Source organism: Pseudoalteromonas sp. MMG006, from assembly GCF_018101025.1.
Classification (GTDB): Bacteria; Pseudomonadota; Gammaproteobacteria; order Enterobacterales; family Alteromonadaceae; genus Pseudoalteromonas.
Window position 1 is genome coordinate 261,605 of sequence record NZ_JAGJEJ010000002.1, and the last position, 16,645, is coordinate 278,249.

At 41.6% G+C, this 16,645-nt stretch carries 17 protein-coding genes; 4 read left to right on the forward strand and 13 right to left on the reverse strand.

The genetic code is table 11. The annotated features are described in order from the left end of the window. Nucleotides 1-49: 49 nt before the first annotated feature. Nucleotides 50-196 (forward strand): hypothetical protein, encoded by a 147-nt coding sequence (locus J8L73_RS19480; RefSeq protein ID WP_348771956.1) that lies wholly within the window; start codon nt 50-52, stop codon nt 194-196. Nucleotides 197-281: 85 nt separating this feature from the next. Here the strand turns inward: J8L73_RS19480 and lipA are convergent, their stop codons facing one another. From lipA to leuS, 13 genes are all read right to left on the reverse strand, one after another. Next, complete coding sequence (gene lipA / locus J8L73_RS03650; protein WP_058547427.1) at nt 282-1,247, reverse strand: lipoyl synthase; 966 nt, start codon at nt 1,245-1,247, stop codon at nt 282-284. Then, complete coding sequence (gene lipB / locus J8L73_RS03655; RefSeq protein WP_104642286.1) at nt 1,244-1,897, reverse strand: lipoyl(octanoyl) transferase LipB; 654 nt, start codon at nt 1,895-1,897, stop codon at nt 1,244-1,246. The genes lipA and lipB overlap by 4 nt, the downstream gene beginning before the upstream one ends. Nucleotides 1,898-1,916: 19 nt before the next feature. After that, nucleotides 1,917-2,195 carry a DUF493 family protein YbeD gene (gene ybeD / locus J8L73_RS03660; RefSeq protein WP_058547429.1) on the reverse strand — a complete coding sequence of 93 codons (279 nt, stop codon included), beginning with the start codon at nt 2,193-2,195 and terminating at the stop codon, nt 1,917-1,919. Between the two features lie 179 nt (nt 2,196-2,374). Next, nucleotides 2,375-3,535, reverse strand: a complete 1,161-nt coding sequence (locus tag J8L73_RS03665; protein ID WP_058547529.1) for a serine hydrolase — start codon at nt 3,533-3,535, stop codon at nt 2,375-2,377. 53 nt (nt 3,536-3,588) lie between these two features. Next, nucleotides 3,589-4,353, reverse strand: a complete 765-nt coding sequence (locus J8L73_RS03670; RefSeq protein ID WP_211014875.1) for a septal ring lytic transglycosylase RlpA family protein — start codon at nt 4,351-4,353, stop codon at nt 3,589-3,591. Then, nucleotides 4,353-5,459, reverse strand: a complete 1,107-nt coding sequence (gene rodA, locus J8L73_RS03675) for a rod shape-determining protein RodA (RefSeq protein WP_210999962.1) — start codon at nt 5,457-5,459, stop codon at nt 4,353-4,355. Before rodA ends, J8L73_RS03670 begins: the two co-directional genes overlap by 1 nt. After that, nucleotides 5,459-7,336, reverse strand: a complete 1,878-nt coding sequence (gene mrdA / locus J8L73_RS03680; RefSeq protein ID WP_211014877.1) for a penicillin-binding protein 2 — start codon at nt 7,334-7,336, stop codon at nt 5,459-5,461. The genes rodA and mrdA overlap by 1 nt, the downstream gene beginning before the upstream one ends. Nucleotides 7,337-7,344: 8 nt before the next feature. Beyond that, nucleotides 7,345-7,815 carry a 23S rRNA (pseudouridine(1915)-N(3))-methyltransferase RlmH gene (rlmH, locus tag J8L73_RS03685; protein WP_058547433.1) on the reverse strand — a complete coding sequence of 157 codons (471 nt, stop codon included), beginning with the start codon at nt 7,813-7,815 and terminating at the stop codon, nt 7,345-7,347. Nucleotides 7,816-7,851: 36 nt separating this feature from the next. Then, a complete protein-coding gene (gene rsfS, locus J8L73_RS03690) occupies nt 7,852-8,169 on the reverse strand; it encodes a ribosome silencing factor (protein WP_211014879.1) in 318 nt (105 codons plus the stop codon). A 54-nt stretch (nt 8,170-8,223) separates the two neighbouring features. Continuing rightward, the gene (gene nadD / locus J8L73_RS03695) at nt 8,224-8,859 is read right to left on the reverse strand and encodes a nicotinate-nucleotide adenylyltransferase (protein ID WP_211014881.1); all 636 of its coding nucleotides are present in this window, start codon (nt 8,857-8,859) and stop codon (nt 8,224-8,226) included. 14 nt (nt 8,860-8,873) lie between these two features. Further along, nucleotides 8,874-9,911, reverse strand: a complete 1,038-nt coding sequence (gene holA / locus J8L73_RS03700; protein WP_211014882.1) for a DNA polymerase III subunit delta — start codon at nt 9,909-9,911, stop codon at nt 8,874-8,876. Continuing rightward, nucleotides 9,911-10,402, reverse strand: coding sequence for an LPS assembly lipoprotein LptE (gene lptE / locus J8L73_RS03705; protein ID WP_210999957.1), 492 nt, complete (start codon nt 10,400-10,402; stop codon nt 9,911-9,913). Before lptE ends, holA begins: the two co-directional genes overlap by 1 nt. Next, nucleotides 10,403-12,991, reverse strand: coding sequence for a leucine--tRNA ligase (gene leuS / locus J8L73_RS03710; protein ID WP_211014885.1), 2,589 nt, complete (start codon nt 12,989-12,991; stop codon nt 10,403-10,405). It abuts the gene before it with no gap. Between the two features lie 174 nt (nt 12,992-13,165). On the opposite strand from leuS, the gene J8L73_RS03715 reads away from it, so the two are divergent. From J8L73_RS03715 to J8L73_RS03725, 3 genes are all read left to right on the forward strand, one after another. Next, a complete protein-coding gene (locus tag J8L73_RS03715; RefSeq protein ID WP_138683536.1) occupies nt 13,166-13,624 on the forward strand; it encodes a hypothetical protein in 459 nt (152 codons plus the stop codon). Nucleotides 13,625-13,702: 78 nt separating this feature from the next. Next, a complete protein-coding gene (locus tag J8L73_RS03720; RefSeq protein ID WP_247659555.1) occupies nt 13,703-16,126 on the forward strand; it encodes an ATP-binding protein in 2,424 nt (807 codons plus the stop codon). Next, nucleotides 16,127-16,603, forward strand: coding sequence for an FKBP-type peptidyl-prolyl cis-trans isomerase (locus tag J8L73_RS03725; protein ID WP_211014889.1), 477 nt, complete (start codon nt 16,127-16,129; stop codon nt 16,601-16,603). Nucleotides 16,604-16,645: the final 42 nt, after the last annotated feature.

Below are 16,645 nucleotides of genomic sequence, written 5' to 3' on the forward strand. Positions count from 1 at the left end.
CTTAAGTGACAACGAAGAGCTATTTAATATAAGCGAGTAAAACATAGATATGTGGCGTGGTTTCAGCGATGATGACTTTGCTCGCCCTAAGTGGGGAATTTATCGCTCCATAGTAGAAACCGGTAGCCTTCGGGGTGATGAAGAGCAGGTACGATTTGCTGATTTTGTGATTAAAAAAGGCGTTTTAACAAAGTAGCCGAAAGAATGGATGAAGAATACCTACAAAAAAGCCCTTAACAATTTAATTGCTAAGGGCTTTTTTATTACGCGTTAAAAAGTAATTATTTTACTTCTTTACCAGCGGCTTGTTGGTCAGCATGATAGCTTGAACGAACAAACGGGCCAGAGGCTGCATGAGTAAAGCCAATTTCATCGGCATACTCTTTTAAGCCATCAAACTCTGCTGGTGGCACGTAACGTTTAACTGGTAAGTGATGCTTAGAAGGCTGTAAGTATTGGCCAACAGTAAGCATATCTACGTTATGCGCACGTAAATCACGAAGTACTTCTTCTATCTCGCTAATTTCTTCACCTAGACCAACCATTAAGCCAGATTTAGTTTTAACTTCTGGGTGAGCTTCTTTAAAGCGACGAAGTAATTCTAATGACCATTTGTAATCAGCACCTGGGCGCGCAAGTTTGTATAAACGTGGTGCTGTTTCTAAGTTGTGGTTAAACACATCAGGTGGCGTCTCGATTAGTATCTCTAGTGCGCGGTCCATACGGCCACGAAAATCAGGTACTAAAATTTCGATAGTGATAGTTGGATTATGTTTACGAATTTCGCGAATACAATCGGCAAAATGCTGTGCGCCGCCATCACGTAAATCATCACGGTCAACCGAGGTAATTACTACGTAGCTAAGCTTCATGTCTTTAATTGTTAGTGCAAGCTTTTCAGGCTCTGCTGCATCAGGTTTTAATGGACGACCATGAGCAACATCACAAAATGGGCAACGACGAGTACAAATAGCACCTAAAATCATAAAGGTTGCTGTACCGTGGTTAAAACACTCTGATAGGTTAGGGCACGACGCCTCTTCACATACTGAGTGCAAGCCGTGCTTACGCATTGCTTGTTTAATACCGTCGATACGCTCTGTTGATTTTGGTAAGCGAATTTTAAGCCACTCAGGCTTGCGCAACATTTCAGTTTTTTCTGTTGGTAAAACTTTAACGGGGATCAACGCCATTTTTTCTGCGTCGCGTAGTTTTACACCTGGTTCCATTTTGACTGGTTTATTCATTCGTTTTCAAACCCTTCAGTATGCTTAACCTGTGTTGCATTAAGCTTCTTTATCATGTGTTTTACCAGTCCTTCACCTGCGCTTTGTAGGTTTTGAGGACCATTCAATTCTTTCGTTTGCACCATATTCATGCCGGCATAACCACATGGGTTAATGCGTAAAAACGGGCTTAAGTCCATGTTAACATTTAATGCTAAACCATGAAACGAGCAGCCACGGCGAACTCTTAAACCTAATGATGCAATTTTGCTGTCGTTAACGTAAACACCTGGCGCGTCAGCTTTTGCATATGCATCAATACCGTACTCAGCGAGAGATTCAATAATGCACTCTTCAAGCCAGGTAACAAGTTCACGTACACCAATTTTTAAACGACGTAGATTAAATAATACGTACATCATTTGTTGGCCTGGGCCGTGATAAGTTACTTGGCCGCCGCGATCAACTTTAATCACTTCAATGTCGCCTGGGGCGAGCAAGTGCTCATCTTTACCGGCTTGGCCTTGGGTAAAAACACTGTCGTGTTCAACAAGCCAAATTTCGTCTGGCGAATTGTCATCGCGGGTATCGGTATAAGCCTGCATTTTTTGCCAAATTGGCATATAACGCTGACGCCCAAGCTGGCGAACTATTAAGGTGTTTTCGTTCACAACAAATCTCAACTATGGCTTAAAGCATGTGACGTACGTCATCGATATTGCTGATCACGTTGTAAATTTCTTCAATGTGCTTACCGCTTGTAACCGTAGCCACTAGCGTAACAGATTCATAATTACCTTTGCTGCTAGGTTTTACTTTTGGTGCGTAATCACCCGGAGCAATAGGTTGTAATTTAGTTAGAATTTGATCTGTTAGATTAACGTTCGCTAAACCCATAATTTTAAATGTGAATGGGCAAGGGTACTCTAGGTACTCATCAAATTTAGTATCTTTAACAGGTTGAACCACGACGGTGACTCCTCATACAAAAGTGTGGACTCTATGCAAAGCTCGAAGCTTAATACAGATAGGCAATTAGCAGTGTTGCATATATGGGGCGCATTCTAGCATTTTTCAAGCAAAAAAAAACGCCTCATAACAGAGGCGCTTTGTTTAACAACCCAACAACTGTGGGTTTATTTTTACGTTTACATAATTTGTAAGCGTAAGTAGTCGTAAATTTTGCTAAAGAAGCTGCCTTCTTCCACTTCTTCAAGTGTTACTAGTGGGTATTGTGCAATGTCTTCACCCTCTAGTTGTAAGAATAGTGTGCCTACTTTTGTGCCTTTAGCTAGTGGTGCTTCAAGTGTGTTATCTAGCTCAAAGTTAGCTTTTAAGTTTTTATGTTGACCGCGTGGAATAGTAATTGGCGTATCTTCTAAAATACCTAACGATACGTTTTCTTTGTTACCCATCCAAATACGTTGCTCTGCAAAGCTATCGCCAGCTTTGTAAGGTGTAATTGTTTCAAAAAAGCGGAATCCATAGTTAAGTAGCTTTTTGCTTTCTACTTTACGAGCACGTTCACTTGATGTGCCCATAACAACAGCGATTAAACGCATATCGTTTTTAGTTGCAGAAGTAACTAAGCTATAGCCTGCCTCTGATGTGTGACCCGTTTTAATACCGTCTACATCTAGGCTTTCGTCCCATAATAATGAGTTACGGTTGTACTGTTTAATACCGTTGTAAGTGAAAGACTTTTGCTTATAAAGTGCGTACTCGTCTGGTACATCGCGAATAAGTGCAGCGCCAAGCGTTGCCATATCGCGTGGTGTTGTGTAGTGCTCGTTAGTATCAAGGCCGTGGCTGTTGATAAAGTGGCTATTACTCATACCTAATTTAGCAGCGTGGGCATTCATCAAATCAGCAAAGGCGCTTTCGCTACCCGCAATGTGTTCAGCCATTGCTACACACGCATCGTTACCTGATTGAATAATAATACCGTGGTTAAGCTCATCAACACTAATTTGCTTACCTACTTCAATAAACATTTTAGATGATTCAGGAAAGTTTTTAGCCCATGCTTTTTCACTTACCGTTACCATATCGGTAGGGGCAATATTACCTGCGTTAATTTCGGTGCCAATTACATAACTGGTCATCATTTTAGTTAAGCTTGCAGGTGCGAGTTGTGTATCTGCTTCACCCTCAGCAATTACTTTACCTGTTGTAAAGTCTACTAAAAAATAACCTTTTGCATTAATTTGAGGTGGTGCCGGAATAATTTGGGCGCTGGCTGAAAATACGGCGGCTGTACAAACTAAGCCGCATACACCTTTGAGGATTTTATGTTTAATAGATTTCATCATACTCATTAATGGTTAAAGTTAAAAATTCGCGTTATGCCATTCTAAAGGTCTTACTGAGTGTAAAGCAAGAACGCGTTTTGAAATTGATTTTGTTTTAATTTTTTTAATACCTGGTCAGCATGTTGGGAGTCTTTAATTGGCCCTAAATGCAACCTGTAAATAGCGTCTTTCTGCACGATATTTGTTGGTAATTTATATTGTGCGCGTAGTGTGCTGGCAAGCGCTTCTATATTAGCAAGTGTGCTACCTGCCGCTACTTGAATATACGTTTGTCGCGCAGCTGATCCTGCAAGCGTAATAGCCTCTAGCTTAACCTTGGCTGTACCATGGTTGTAGTAGCCAAGTTTGTAAGCAGCTGCGTAAGATAAATCTATAATTCTATCATCATGAAACGGGCCACGGTCATTAACACGTACTATAACTGATTTGCCATTAGCAGTGTTTGTTACTCGCACAAAGCTCGGTAGTGGCAATGTTTTATGAGCCGCAGTCATGGCAAACATGTCGTATGTTTCGCCATTTGAAGTGTGATAGCCATGAAATTTTCGGCCATACCACGATGCAACCCCTTCTTCTTCATAGCCTGTTTCATCGAGCATTGGGCTGTATCGCTTACCCAAGACCTCATAAGGGCGACTCGCACTGGCACTTTTTGTTACTTGTGTTACAACCGCATCTTGCATCTCAAGAGTTGTAGGGGCTCTAAGTGGGGCTGCGTCATGGCGCATACTGTAGCGGCTACTAGGGCCACTACTACATGCACTCAAAGCCAGCATTAATGATGTAATAAATAAAAGCTTAGTTGAATGTCGCATTATTTTAAAAGCATCCTTTTATCTGTCGCAATCGACATAATAATGCCAAATCCGGCCATTAACGTCACCATTGATGTGCCGCCATAACTAATTAGTGGAAGCGGTACACCTACAACAGGCAGCAAGCCCGAAACCATGCCAATATTTACAAAAATATAAACAAAAAATGTGAGCGTTAGGGCGCCGGCTAATAACTTACCAAATGCATCTTGCGCGTTTACAGCAATGTATAAACCTCGGCCAATAATAAATAAGTACAGGCTGAGTAGTACACATACACCAAATAACCCAAACTCTTCGCTTAAAACCGAAAATATAAAATCGGTATGGCGCTCTGGTAAAAACTCGAGCTGTGATTGTGTACCTTGCAACCAGCCTTTGCCCTCTATACCACCCGAACCAATAGCTATTTTAGATTGAATAATATGATACCCCGAGCCAAGCGGGTCGCTCTCAGGGTCTAAAAAGGTTAGTACGCGCTGTTTTTGATAATCGTGCATACCGTAATGCCAAAACGGCCAAGCAGCGAGCCCCACTACAGAGCTTAAAAAGCCAATTAAACGCCAGCTCAAGCCCGATAAAAACAATACAAAAACCCCAGAACTTGCAATTAATATTGAGGTTCCTAAATCGGGTTGCTCTTTTATTAATAGCGTAGGCAACATAACTATTACAAAGCCAATAATTAAATGCAGCGGGCGAGGTGGTAAGTTATTACGTCCTATATACCAAGCAACCATCATAGGGACCGCGAGCTTCATTAATTCTGATGGCTGAAATCGGGTGATCCCTAGATTTAACCAGCGCTGTGCACCTTTGGAGCTTACGCCAAATAAAAGCACGCCAACCAACATAAGTAAGCCTACGCAATAAAGCGGAATAACTAAACGCTTGAGCGTAGCAGGTGAAAACTGGGCAAGTATTACCATGCCAATTATTGCGCCGCCCATACGAGTCATGTGGCGAATCATCATTGCGGTATCTTGGCCGCTGGCACTGTAAACAATGCTAATGCTACCAGCCATCATAACTAATAAAGCAATGAGTAATGGCAAATCGAGGTGCATACGCATCCAAATAGAGCGTTTATCGTGTAATGCAGTCATTATTGTTGTTTCCCTGCAGGCTCAATAGGGTTAGCTGCAAAATAGTAGTCCATTAATTGGCGCGCAATAGGGGCCCCTACTGAACTACCACCACCGGTGTTTTCTACCACAATAGATACGACAATTTTAGGATCGTCATACGGAGCAAAACCAATGTATATAGCGTTATCTCGTTGACGCTCTTTTAGTGATTTTGCATCGTAACGTTCACCTTGGGCAATACTAACCACTTGAGCCGTGCCAGTTTTACCAGCAGGGTCGTAATTAGCGCCTTTAAATGCACGGTGAGCCGTACCTGTTACCTTTTTAACGGTGTTGTGCATAGCATCAAGCGCGATACGCCAATTATCTGGGTTACTTAATACGACAGGTGGTTTTTCTTCGCCATTAATTTGTGTAACTTGATCTTCTTTTTTAGCCACTTGGGCTAAATGTGGCGGGTGGTTTATGCCTTTATTAACTAAAATATTGGTCGCGTTTGCTATTTGGATGGGGGTAGCTGTCCAGTAGCCTTGTCCAATGCCTACAGAAATTGTATCCCCGCGCCACCAAGACTCTTTAAAGCGGCCTTCTTTCCATTCTTTTGAAGGCAGTATTGCTGTGGTCTCTTCGTGTATATCTATTCCCGATAGATCCCCAAAGCCAAAACGCGCCATAAAGTTACTAATTTTTGTAATACCTAGGCGATAGGCTGCATCGTAAAAGTAAGTATCGCACGACTCTTCAATCGCTTTGTAGACGTCAACATGGCCGTGTCCCCAGCGTTTCCAGTCACGCCATTTGTGATCCACATTAGGAATTTGAAAAAAGCCCGGATCCCACACCGACGTTGACTCTGTCACTATGTTTTCCTCAAGCGCGAGTATGGCCATGTGAGGTTTTACTGTAGAGGCCGGTGCGTATCGTCCTTGTGTAGTACGGTTTATTAAAGGACGGTCAGGGTTAAGCAATGCTTTATAATCTTTGCTGCTAATACCGTGTACAAATAAATTAGGGTCATAGCTTGGGTTTGAGTACAGCGCCAGTACACCGCCATCTTTTGCATCCATAACCACAATTGCACCACGCATATCTTTTAAAGAGTGCTGAGCAATTTGTTGTAAGCCAATATCAAGGGTAAGTACTATATCGCTACCCGGTTGTGGTGGGGTCATACTTAGTGTGCGAATTACACGGCCACGGTTATTTACCTCAACACGCTGTGAGCCAACTTGACCATGTAAAAGTTGTTCGTAATATTTTTCTATACCGAGTTTACCAATGTCGTGCGTAGCACGGTAGTTAGTTGCTTGGTCTTCTTGCTCAAGCTTATTGAGCTCTTTACGGTTTAGTTTGGCTACATAACCTAGCGCATGGGTGAGTGTATCGCCGTAAGGGTAATAACGGGCTAGGCGGGCTTCAATACTAAAGCCAGGGAATTTATGCTGATTAACCGAAAACTTAGCAACATCAGACTCGTTTAAACGAGTTTTAAGTACTTGCGATTTAAAGCGGCGAGTGTGCTTTATGTCTTTTAAAAAGTCTTCTTTTTGTTGATCAGTAATGGTAATTATTTTGCTAACTTGCTCAAGTGACTCGGCTAAATCGTCCACCTCTTCAGGAATAACCTCAAGGTTATACACGGGTTTGTTTTCGGCCAGAAGTACACCGTTTCTATCGTAAATAAGGCCACGGTTTGGAGCTATAGGAATTACTTTAATGCGGTTGTCGTTAGAGCGGGTTTGGTAATCTTGGTGGTCTTCTACCTGAATGGTATATAGGTTTGAAAGCAAAATAGCTACTAAACCTAATACAAATACAAAACCCACAAATGCACGCCGTGCAAATAAATTTGCCTCTGCTGAGTGGTCACGAATAGTGGGTCTTTGTTTCAACATGGCAAGGTTTACTCGCGATGATAAGGATGATTGTTATTTAAGCTCCAGCCACGATAGAGGCTTTCTGCAACAATAATGCGCACCAAAGGGTGCGGTAATGTTAAATTAGATAACGACCATTTTTGCTCCGAGGCAGCAATGCACTCTGGAGCAAGTCCTTCTGGTCCGCCAATAAGCAAACTTACATCGCGGCCATCGAGTTGCCATTTTTCCATACTTTTTGCAAGCTGGTGGGTATCAAGTGGTTTACCTGTCACTTCCAGTGTAACAATCCGATTGCCTTTAGGAATAGCGGCTAAGGTTTTTTCTCCCTCAATGTGCAAAATACGTTTTATATCAGCATTTTTACCACGTTTGCCTGCCGGAATTTCTATCAGTTCTAGTGCCATATCTCTAGGGAAACGGCGCTGGTATTCTGTAAATCCGGTTTCTACCCATGCTGGCATTTTTGTACCAACAGCAATCATTTGTATTTTCACGTATTACTTCCAAGCTCAATTAAAAAATAGTGGAGTTTAGCCCCACAGTTTTTCTAGATCGTAATAGCTACGTGCTTGGTCTTGCATCACGTGTACAACCACATCACCTAAATCAACAAGCGCCCATTCACCATCGCTTTGGCCTTCATAACCTAGAGGCTCTGCATCTGCATGACGAGCTTCTTTTGCTAAATGATCAGCAATTGATAAAACGTGACGTTTAGAAGTACCAGAACACACAATCATAAAATCTGTGATGTCTGATGAGTTACTTACGTCAATATGAACTATGTCACGTGCTTTCATATCGTCTATTTTATCTAGTGCAAAGGCAAGAAGTTGTTTCGAATCCAAGGTTTTGTCTCAATATTAAATTTAATAGCGCGCATTTTAACACGCTAAGGGGTTTTAATCATCACTTTGATAAAGCTGGTGTTGCTCAATGTAATGACTTACGGAGTTAGGTAATAGTTCATTCTTTTTATTGGTTTTTTTTAGTTGCTCACGAATCACGCTTGAAGCAGCGTCGAACATATCCCCAGGTAAAAAATAAAGTTTACCTGCTGGGGCTTGCTCAAGTGCGTGCGCCTTATTTACTTGCGCGTGTTGCATATAGCTTTTGAGTTGCTCAGAAGGGTTAACTGTTTGCTCAGGGCGCTCGTAAACAACAATATGGCAAAGCTGTGTTATGGCTTGCCATTCGTACCATTTATCAAGGTTATTAAATGAGTCCATACCAATTAAAAAGATAATTGGTGTAGTTGGGTGCTCAGCTCTTATTTCTTGCAAGCTTAATAACGTATACGACGGGCCGCTTCGATTTAGCTCTCTTAAATCAAGTTGAAAAAATGAATAAGGAGCAATAGCCGCACTGAGCATATTTATACGGTGCTCGGTGCTAATACCCGGTGCGGTTTTATGTGCAGGTAAAGCACAAGGCATAAAGTATAAGGTGTTTAAATTAAATGCTTTTACACATTGTTTGGCCATATTTATGTGGCCTAAATGCACGGGGTCAAAGGTGCCACCAAAAATTGCAATCATTTTAAGTATCTTAATTAGCTAAGTGCGTGGCAAGGCATAGGAATATCAAGCGGCTGGCAAAATTTAATGCAAATATGAGCAAGCGCTTGGTATGGTGCAATTAAATTACCTTGCTTGTAGCTTGAATCAAACAACGCAAGCTCGCTACTGATATGTTCAAGGGTTTGGATGTTTAATCGGTTTATGGCGTTTTGTACCGGGCCTTGTTGGTTTTTCCAAATTGCTTTTTGCTTAAATAAGTTAGCAATAGGTTCGCCGTTTAATAGCCCAAGCTGCACACTCATTAAAGTGTTAAGTTCTTTATTTATAGCCCATAAAATACTCACCACTTCGGTATTGTCGCTGGCTAATTTGTTAAGTACTTTAATCGCTTGTTTAGCATGCCCATTTAAAAGAGCATCGCTTAAATCAAAAATATCAAACTTGGCTTGATTAAGCAGGCCTTGCATTACCAGTTGCTGGGTTATTAAAGCGTTACCGTGTAACAACGAAAGCTTTTCTAGCTCCTGAAAACACGCTAACAAATTACCTTCTGTGGCGTTAATTAAGCTAACCTTTGCATCGTTTTGCATATTAAGAGACAGGCGATTAACTTGATCATCTAACCAGCGTTTTAAATGACTACCAGCAAGCGGATAACAGGGTACAAATACACCGTGTTTATCTAAGGCTTTAAACCATGCGCCGCGTTGTACTTCTTGGCTGGCTTTAGCACCTTTAATAATTAATAGTGTGTCGGGATTTATTAGCTCAATAACTTTTTTGAAGGTGTTGCTGCCAACTACGCCTGGCTTTTGTTGGTTTAAATCAAGCTCAATAATAGTGCGTGCACTAAACAAAGACATGCTTTGATATTGAGCTGTAATTTCTTGCCAATCAAACCCTTGCATTAAAGTAAACTTAATTACTTCATCAAAGCCTTGGGCTTTGGCGGCATCTCGAATTTGTTGTACGCATTGCGCTTCTTGAAAGGGCTCTTCGCCAAACACTAAATAAAAGGGTTTTAAGCCTTTTTTTAATTCACTGGTTAACTGATTAGCGTAACAGCGCATTATAGTTGTGACAGCTCTCTAACAATACGACGACTTGCTTGTTCACGAATTTCGCTAATAAGAAGCTCAAGTTCTTTTGCTTTAGCTAATGCGTGATCAGGGTCATCTTGGTAGTTACGATAAAGCTCAAAGCGTTTTTCAATGGCTTTTTCGCCTGGGCGTTTAACGATGTAAGTTACGCCATAAGCAAGTTCGTATTCAGCAACCTGACCATTTTGAAACAACGACAGGGTTTGACGTTCAATGCTTTCTTTACGAAGGTATAGCTGTGCAATATCTTTGGCTGACGGTTTTAGTTCAACATTACTCGCTTTTAGCTCATTTTTAAGAGCTGCAAATAAAGTCGATTTTTCGTCATCTCCTTTAAGCGTGAGCGTTTTTAGGTTATCAGGCAGGCTAGAGGCTTTTTTTAAGTGAAAGCCACAGCTAGATAACACAAAACACATTAGCACTAAGGCTAATGTGTTTTTAAGGGCGTTAAAGCTAACCATTTAGTTAGCTACCACGTTAAGAAGTTTGCCTGGTACATAAATAATTTTACGAATGGTTGCGCCATCAGTAAATTTAGTTACGTTAGCTTCTGCAAATGCTAGCGCTTCTACTTGCTCTTGCGTTGCATCTGCTTGCACAGTTAGTTTAGCGCGAAGTTTACCATTTACTTGCACGATGATGAGTTTTTCATCTTCAACAAGGGCAGACTCGTCAACTTTTGGCCATGCAGCATCTAAAATTTCACCTTCTTTACCAAGCTCTTTCCAAAGCTCATGCGATAAATGCGGTGTAATTGGTGCAAGCATAATAATTAATGCTTCAAGCGCTTCGTTAGCAATAGCAACGTCTTGCGTGTCGTTTAATGGTGCTTTTAATAACTTATTAGACAGCTCCATAATGGCAGCAATAGCGGTGTTAAACGTTTGACGACGCTCAACATCATCGCTCACTTTAGCAATGGCTTTATGTAGTTCACGACGAAGTACTTTTTGCGGGTTAGTAAGCGCCGATTTATCAAGTGCTTGGTAACCAACTGTTTTAACGTCTACTGCGTATTTCCATACACGTTTTAAGAAGCGGTGTGCGCCTTCTACGCCTGAGTCTGACCATTCAAGAGTTTGCTCTGGTGGTGCAGTAAACATCATGAATAAACGCACAGTATCTGCACCGTATTGGGCAATTACTTGTTGTGGGTCTATCCCGTTGTTTTTAGACTTAGACATTTTACTCATGCCTGATGAGAATACTGGCTCACCATCTTCTTTGTGCCATGCTTTAGTTACGCGGCCTTTCTCGTCGGTTTCGGTATTTACATCGCTTGGCGAAATCCATACATCGCCGCCTTTTTCATCTTTACGATAAAACGTTTCGGCAAGTACCATACCTTGACAAAGTAGGCGATCAAACGGCTCGTCTGAATCGACTAAACCAAAGTCACGTAATAATTTATGGAAAAAGCGTGAGTATAATAAGTGTAAAATTGCGTGCTCAATACCACCAATGTATTGGTTTACAGGTAACCAGTAGTTTGCGGCAGCAGGGTCTAACATGCCTTCGTCGTAACGTGGGCTACAGTAACGCGCGTAATACCAAGACGATTCCATAAAAGTATCGAAGGTATCAGTCTCGTGTGTAGCAGGTACACCATTTACTGTTGTTTTAGCCCACTCTGGGTCTGCTTTAATTGGCGATGTAACACCATTCATTACCACGTCTTCTGGTAAGCGAACGGGTAGCATATCTTCTGTTGCAGCAAGTTCTTGGCCGTCTTCATCGCTAAGCATTGGGATTGGTGAACCCCAGTAACGCTGGCGGCTAACACCCCAATCACGTAGACGGAAGTTTACTTTACGCTCACCCACACCTAGCGCTTCTAGTTTGTCGGCAACAGCGTTAAACGCGCCTTCAAAATCAAGGCCGTCAAACTCGCCAGAATTAACTAATACACCTTTTTCGGTGAATGCTTCTTCTTTTAGGTTTACTTCAAGCTCAGAGCCTTCAACCGGTGCAATAACTTGTTTTATGTCAAGGCCGTAAGCGGTTGCAAATTCATAGTCACGTTGGTCGTGTGCAGGTACTGCCATTACCGCGCCAGAGCCGTAATGCATAAGTACAAAGTTAGCTACCCAAATAGGCACTTGCTCGCCCGTTAATGGGTGAGTTGCGTAAAAGCCTGTTGCAATGCCTTTTTTCTCCATTGTTGCCATGTCTGCTTCGGCTACTTTGGTGTTTTTGCATTCTTCAACAAACATTGCAATCGCATCGCTGTTTTTAGCGGCTTCTTGTGCAATAGGGTGGCCACCGGCAACAGCAAGGTATGTTACACCCATAAATGTATCTGGGCGAGTAGTGTATACGCTAAACTTTTCGTTGTTATCGGTACGCGTAAACTCAATGTCTAACCCTTCAGAGCGACCAATCCAGTTGCGCTGCATGGTTTTAACTTGCTCAGGCCAATCTTCTAACTTGTCTAAATCGTCTAAAAGCTCTTGTGCGTAGTCGGTTATTTTAATAAACCACTGCGGGATTTCTTTTTGCTCAACCACAGCACCTGAACGCCAACCACGGCCGTCAATTACTTGCTCGTTTGCTAGTACAGTTTGATCAACCGGATCCCAGTTAACCGTAGACATTTTTTTATACACTAGGCCTTTTTCGTAAAGCTTAGTGAAAAACCACTGCTCCCATTTGTAGTACTCTGGGTGACAGGTTGCAATTTCGCGATCCCAGTCGTAACCAAAGCCTAATTGCTTAAGTTGGTTGCGCATGTAATCAATGTTTTCGTAAGTCCACTTTGCAGGGGCTGTTTTGTTTTTAATAGCAGCGTTTTCTGCAGGTAAACCAAACGCATCCCAACCCATAGGTTGCATTACGTTTTTGCCTTGCAGGCGCTGGAAACGAGAAACAACATCACCAATGGTGTAGTTACGTACATGACCCATATGCAGTCGACCACTCGGGTATGGGAACATAGAAAGACAGTAATACTTTTCTTTGCTCTCATCTTCGGTGACTTTAAATACCTGGTTTTCTTCCCAGTAACTTTGGACTTTTGACTCTATGTCTTGCGGGTTATATTGCTCTTGCATCTATGATTCCAGACTTCTTGCAAACTAATAAAAAATTGCCGATAGGATACCCCAAATAAACGCCTAATCACAGCGTATAAATACGGTTTTGTTAAAATCTAACTTTCAGTTCAGGTTAACCTATACTTATCTATGTTAATGGCTAACACGCCCTTGATTTTGATGGAGTATAAAATGGCAGATTATAAAACATGGCTTAGCGATTTAACTCATTGGCTAAAAGATGTAAAAGATCATGAAGTAAAAGACGCGGTCACTCGATTTGTTGAATCTGAGCAAGCACTTAAAGACTTAGGCCAAGAAAGATACGCTTTATACAAAAGCTATTTGCAGCGTGACATAGAACATGTTCAAGAAAACGAATCACACTATAATTCGCTTGCGTGGCAAGAACTTAAAGAGTCGTTGTGGTTTGAGCTTTCGCACATAGAAGACAAAACCCAACTTGAATGGCAATCCCTTAGTCAGGATTTAAAGCACAATGGTGTGTATCACGTGGGCGAATGGATAGCCATGGGCACATTAGTATGTAAGAATTGCACCCATAGTTTTGATATTTATCACGCTACACAAATTACTCCGTGTATTGAATGTGATGGGATCTATTTTAGCCGTAAGGCATTACAACCCTAAATATATGTATTAAGTGGCTTGTAGGCCACTTAATACGCCCAAAAGCCAGCGAATATGTTGGTAAAAAAAGAAGTTAGAATGACGAAAAAATTGCTGCCACTATCTGTTTCACAGCTCGCACCGAGTATTTCTACTAATCACGTAAGCACGTGTATGAGCAATCCATACCCAGAGCAACTTACTTTTATAGGGCAGCAACGTGCCCAAAGTGCCCTGGACTTTTCATTAGGAATGGAATTGCCCGGTTACAATGTTTATGTAATGGGCGAAGCTGCACATGGTCGTTTTACGCTTGTAAAAGATAAACTTAAACAACACGCCAAAGACCGCCCAACGCCAAACGAATGGTTATACGTAAATAATTACGACGACCACCGCGAGCCTATTGCGCTATTTATGCAAGCAGGGCAAAGCAAACAGTTAAGCGACGACATAGACTCGTTTTTAGATGAAGTGCTTGATACTTTTCCGGCAGCGTTTGACAACCCGGCATACCAACGTAAAAAGAAATCTATCGACCGTGAATTTAACGACGCCTACGACAGCGCTATTACCGCTGTAGAAATTGCTGCATTTGAGCAAAGCGTAGCATTAGTTGAAGAAAAAAACTCGGTAGGTTTTGCACCACTTGTTGATGGCAAGCAATTAAGTGATAACGAATTTGCAGAACTTGAAGACAATTTACGCGAAGAGTTTTTTGAAAAAATAGAAAAGCTAGAAGATGCGTTAATAGAAGCGCTCATTGAATTACCTCGTTGGAAGCGCGAATCAAAAGAAAAACAACGTAATCTTAAAAAGTCGACCGCAGAGCAAGCTACAAAACCGCTGTTAAAAGATTTAGAACACAAATACGCTACCCACATTGGTGTACTGCGTTACCTAAAAGATATACGCGTAGAAATTATTGATGCGGTACTTGAGTGGCTTGACGACGAAGACGAAAGCGAAGAAAGCAAAGAAGACTTTGACCGCAAAGGCATGCTTACCGACTTTTTTGCACCTAACATTTTAGTTGAGTTTAAAGAAGACGATGCAGCACCAGTGGTATATGAGCCAAACCCAACCTTTGGCAATATATTTGGTAAAATTGAGTATTCAACTTCGCAAGGCTCACTTATAACAAGTTACCGCTCAATTCAGCCAGGGGCTTTGCATCGTGCTAATGGTGGTTACTTAATTATGGACGCCGAAAAAGTCATGGCTAACCCACAAGTGTGGGATGGTTTAAAGCTGTCGCTTAAAACACACCAAATTAAAAACGATTTACCGTACCAAGACAGCTCAGTTGGCAGTAGTTTTACACTTCGCCCGCAGCTGATACCGCTTGATGTAAAAATTATTTTATTAGGCTCTCGTGAGCTTTACTACACCATAGGTGAGTACGACGAAGAATTTGCTGAACTATTTAGAGTACTTGCCGACTTTGACTATTACTTGCCAAGTAGCGATAAACTACAGTACCAGTTTATTACTAAAGTAACGCAGTATTGTGAGCAAACTTTAAAGTGCACAACAACGCAAGCCGCTATGGTGCGTTTACTTAAGTTTAGCTACCGCCAAGCAGAGCATCATAATAAGTTATCAGCGCGTTTTGCTGATGTACTTGAGCTTGTAGCAGAGGCAAGTTACTACGCCAAACAAGATAATCAAACGCTAGTTGACGCGCATCATATTGATGAAGCTATTGAAGGCAAGCAGTATCGCACCGGCCAAATTAGCGAAAATATGCTAAGCGATATAAAAGAAGGCCACACGCTTATTGCCACACAAGGCCAAGCAATTGGTAAAGTAAATGGCTTAACAGTGCTGCACATTGGCGATACCTCGTTTGGCACACCAGCACGTATAACCGCTACCGTATATGCAGGCGCCGATGGCGTAATAGATGTAGAGCGAGAAGCCGAGCTTGGTAAAGCTATTCACTCAAAAGGGGTAATGCTACTTACCGGTTATTTAGGTAACAAATACGCGCAGCACTTTAGTTTAACGCTAAGCGCCAACATAGCCATTGAGCAAAGCTATGGCTACATAGATGGCGATAGTGCATCACTTGCTGAGTTATGTGCGCTTATATCAGCCATTACTAGTTTACCAATTAGCCAATCAATCGCGCTTACGGGCTCTATTAACCAACATGGTGATGTGCAAGCCATTGGTGGTGTAAACGAGAAAATAGAAGGCTTTTTTAAGCTGTGTAAAATGCGCGGCTTAACAGGCGAGCAGGGCGTTATTATTCCAAAATCGAACCAAGTTAACTTAGTACTTGATGACGAAATACTTGATGCCGTAGAGCGCGGTAAATTTAATATTTACGCCGTAGAAACGGTAGACCAAGCACTTAACTTATTAATGGATATTGAAGCTGGCAATATTATTGATGGCGAATACCCAGAGGATTCTGTAAACGGCATTGCTTTAGCGCGTTTAAAAGATATTGCCGATATAGTTAATGGCGATAGCGAAGACGACAAAGATGCAGAGCTTGATGAGGAAAAACACTAAATGATCAATATAATTTTAGCGGTGATCATCGCTATATTTTGTTTTTTAATATTTCAAAATAGTAAAAAAGCAAAGCAACAAGCAGGTATAAATGCACAAATTGAAGCTGACTACCTAGTAGCTAATGCCCAAGTTGAGGGCGTAATAGAAACCAGCTCTGGCTTACAGTACAAAATTCTGCATAAAGGCGAAAGTGAAAATACACCTAGCCCAACCAGCATGGTTAACGTGCACTACCACGGTACATTAATCGACGGCACTGTATTTGACAGCTCAGTAGAGCGTAAAACGCCAATTAGCTTTGGTTTACATCAAGTAATTAAAGGTTGGACCGAAGGCTTACAACTTATGAGCCCAGGTGATAAATACATTTTTTATGTACCGCACCAACTCGCCTACGGTGAAAAGCGAGTAGGGAGCATACCCCCTGCATCACTGCTTATTTTTGAAGTAGAATTATTAGCAATAGAATCATAAGTTTTTAGTAATAAACTACTAAAGCCTCACTTTAATAAAGTG

Coding starts and splice junctions, on each gene's coding strand:
- holA (WP_211014882.1), bottom strand. CDS start 9,911: ATGCGCTGTTACGCTAATCAGTTAACCAGTGAATTAAAAAAAGGCTTA.
- J8L73_RS03725 (WP_211014889.1), top strand. CDS start 16,127: ATGATCAATATAATTTTAGCGGTGATCATCGCTATATTTTGTTTTTTA.
- J8L73_RS03720 (WP_247659555.1), top strand. CDS start 13,703: ATGACGAAAAAATTGCTGCCACTATCTGTTTCACAGCTCGCACCGAGT.
- J8L73_RS19480 (WP_348771956.1), top strand. CDS start 50: ATGTGGCGTGGTTTCAGCGATGATGACTTTGCTCGCCCTAAGTGGGGA.
- J8L73_RS03665 (WP_058547529.1), bottom strand. CDS start 3,535: ATGAAATCTATTAAACATAAAATCCTCAAAGGTGTATGCGGCTTAGTT.
- nadD (WP_211014881.1), bottom strand. CDS start 8,859: ATGATTGCAATTTTTGGTGGCACCTTTGACCCCGTGCATTTAGGCCAC.
- J8L73_RS03670 (WP_211014875.1), bottom strand. CDS start 4,353: ATGCGACATTCAACTAAGCTTTTATTTATTACATCATTAATGCTGGCT.
- lipA (WP_058547427.1), bottom strand. CDS start 1,247: ATGAATAAACCAGTCAAAATGGAACCAGGTGTAAAACTACGCGACGCA.
- J8L73_RS03715 (WP_138683536.1), top strand. CDS start 13,166: ATGGCAGATTATAAAACATGGCTTAGCGATTTAACTCATTGGCTAAAA.
- lptE (WP_210999957.1), bottom strand. CDS start 10,402: ATGGTTAGCTTTAACGCCCTTAAAAACACATTAGCCTTAGTGCTAATG.
- leuS (WP_211014885.1), bottom strand. CDS start 12,991: ATGCAAGAGCAATATAACCCGCAAGACATAGAGTCAAAAGTCCAAAGT.
- rodA (WP_210999962.1), bottom strand. CDS start 5,459: ATGACTGCATTACACGATAAACGCTCTATTTGGATGCGTATGCACCTC.
- mrdA (WP_211014877.1), bottom strand. CDS start 7,336: ATGTTGAAACAAAGACCCACTATTCGTGACCACTCAGCAGAGGCAAAT.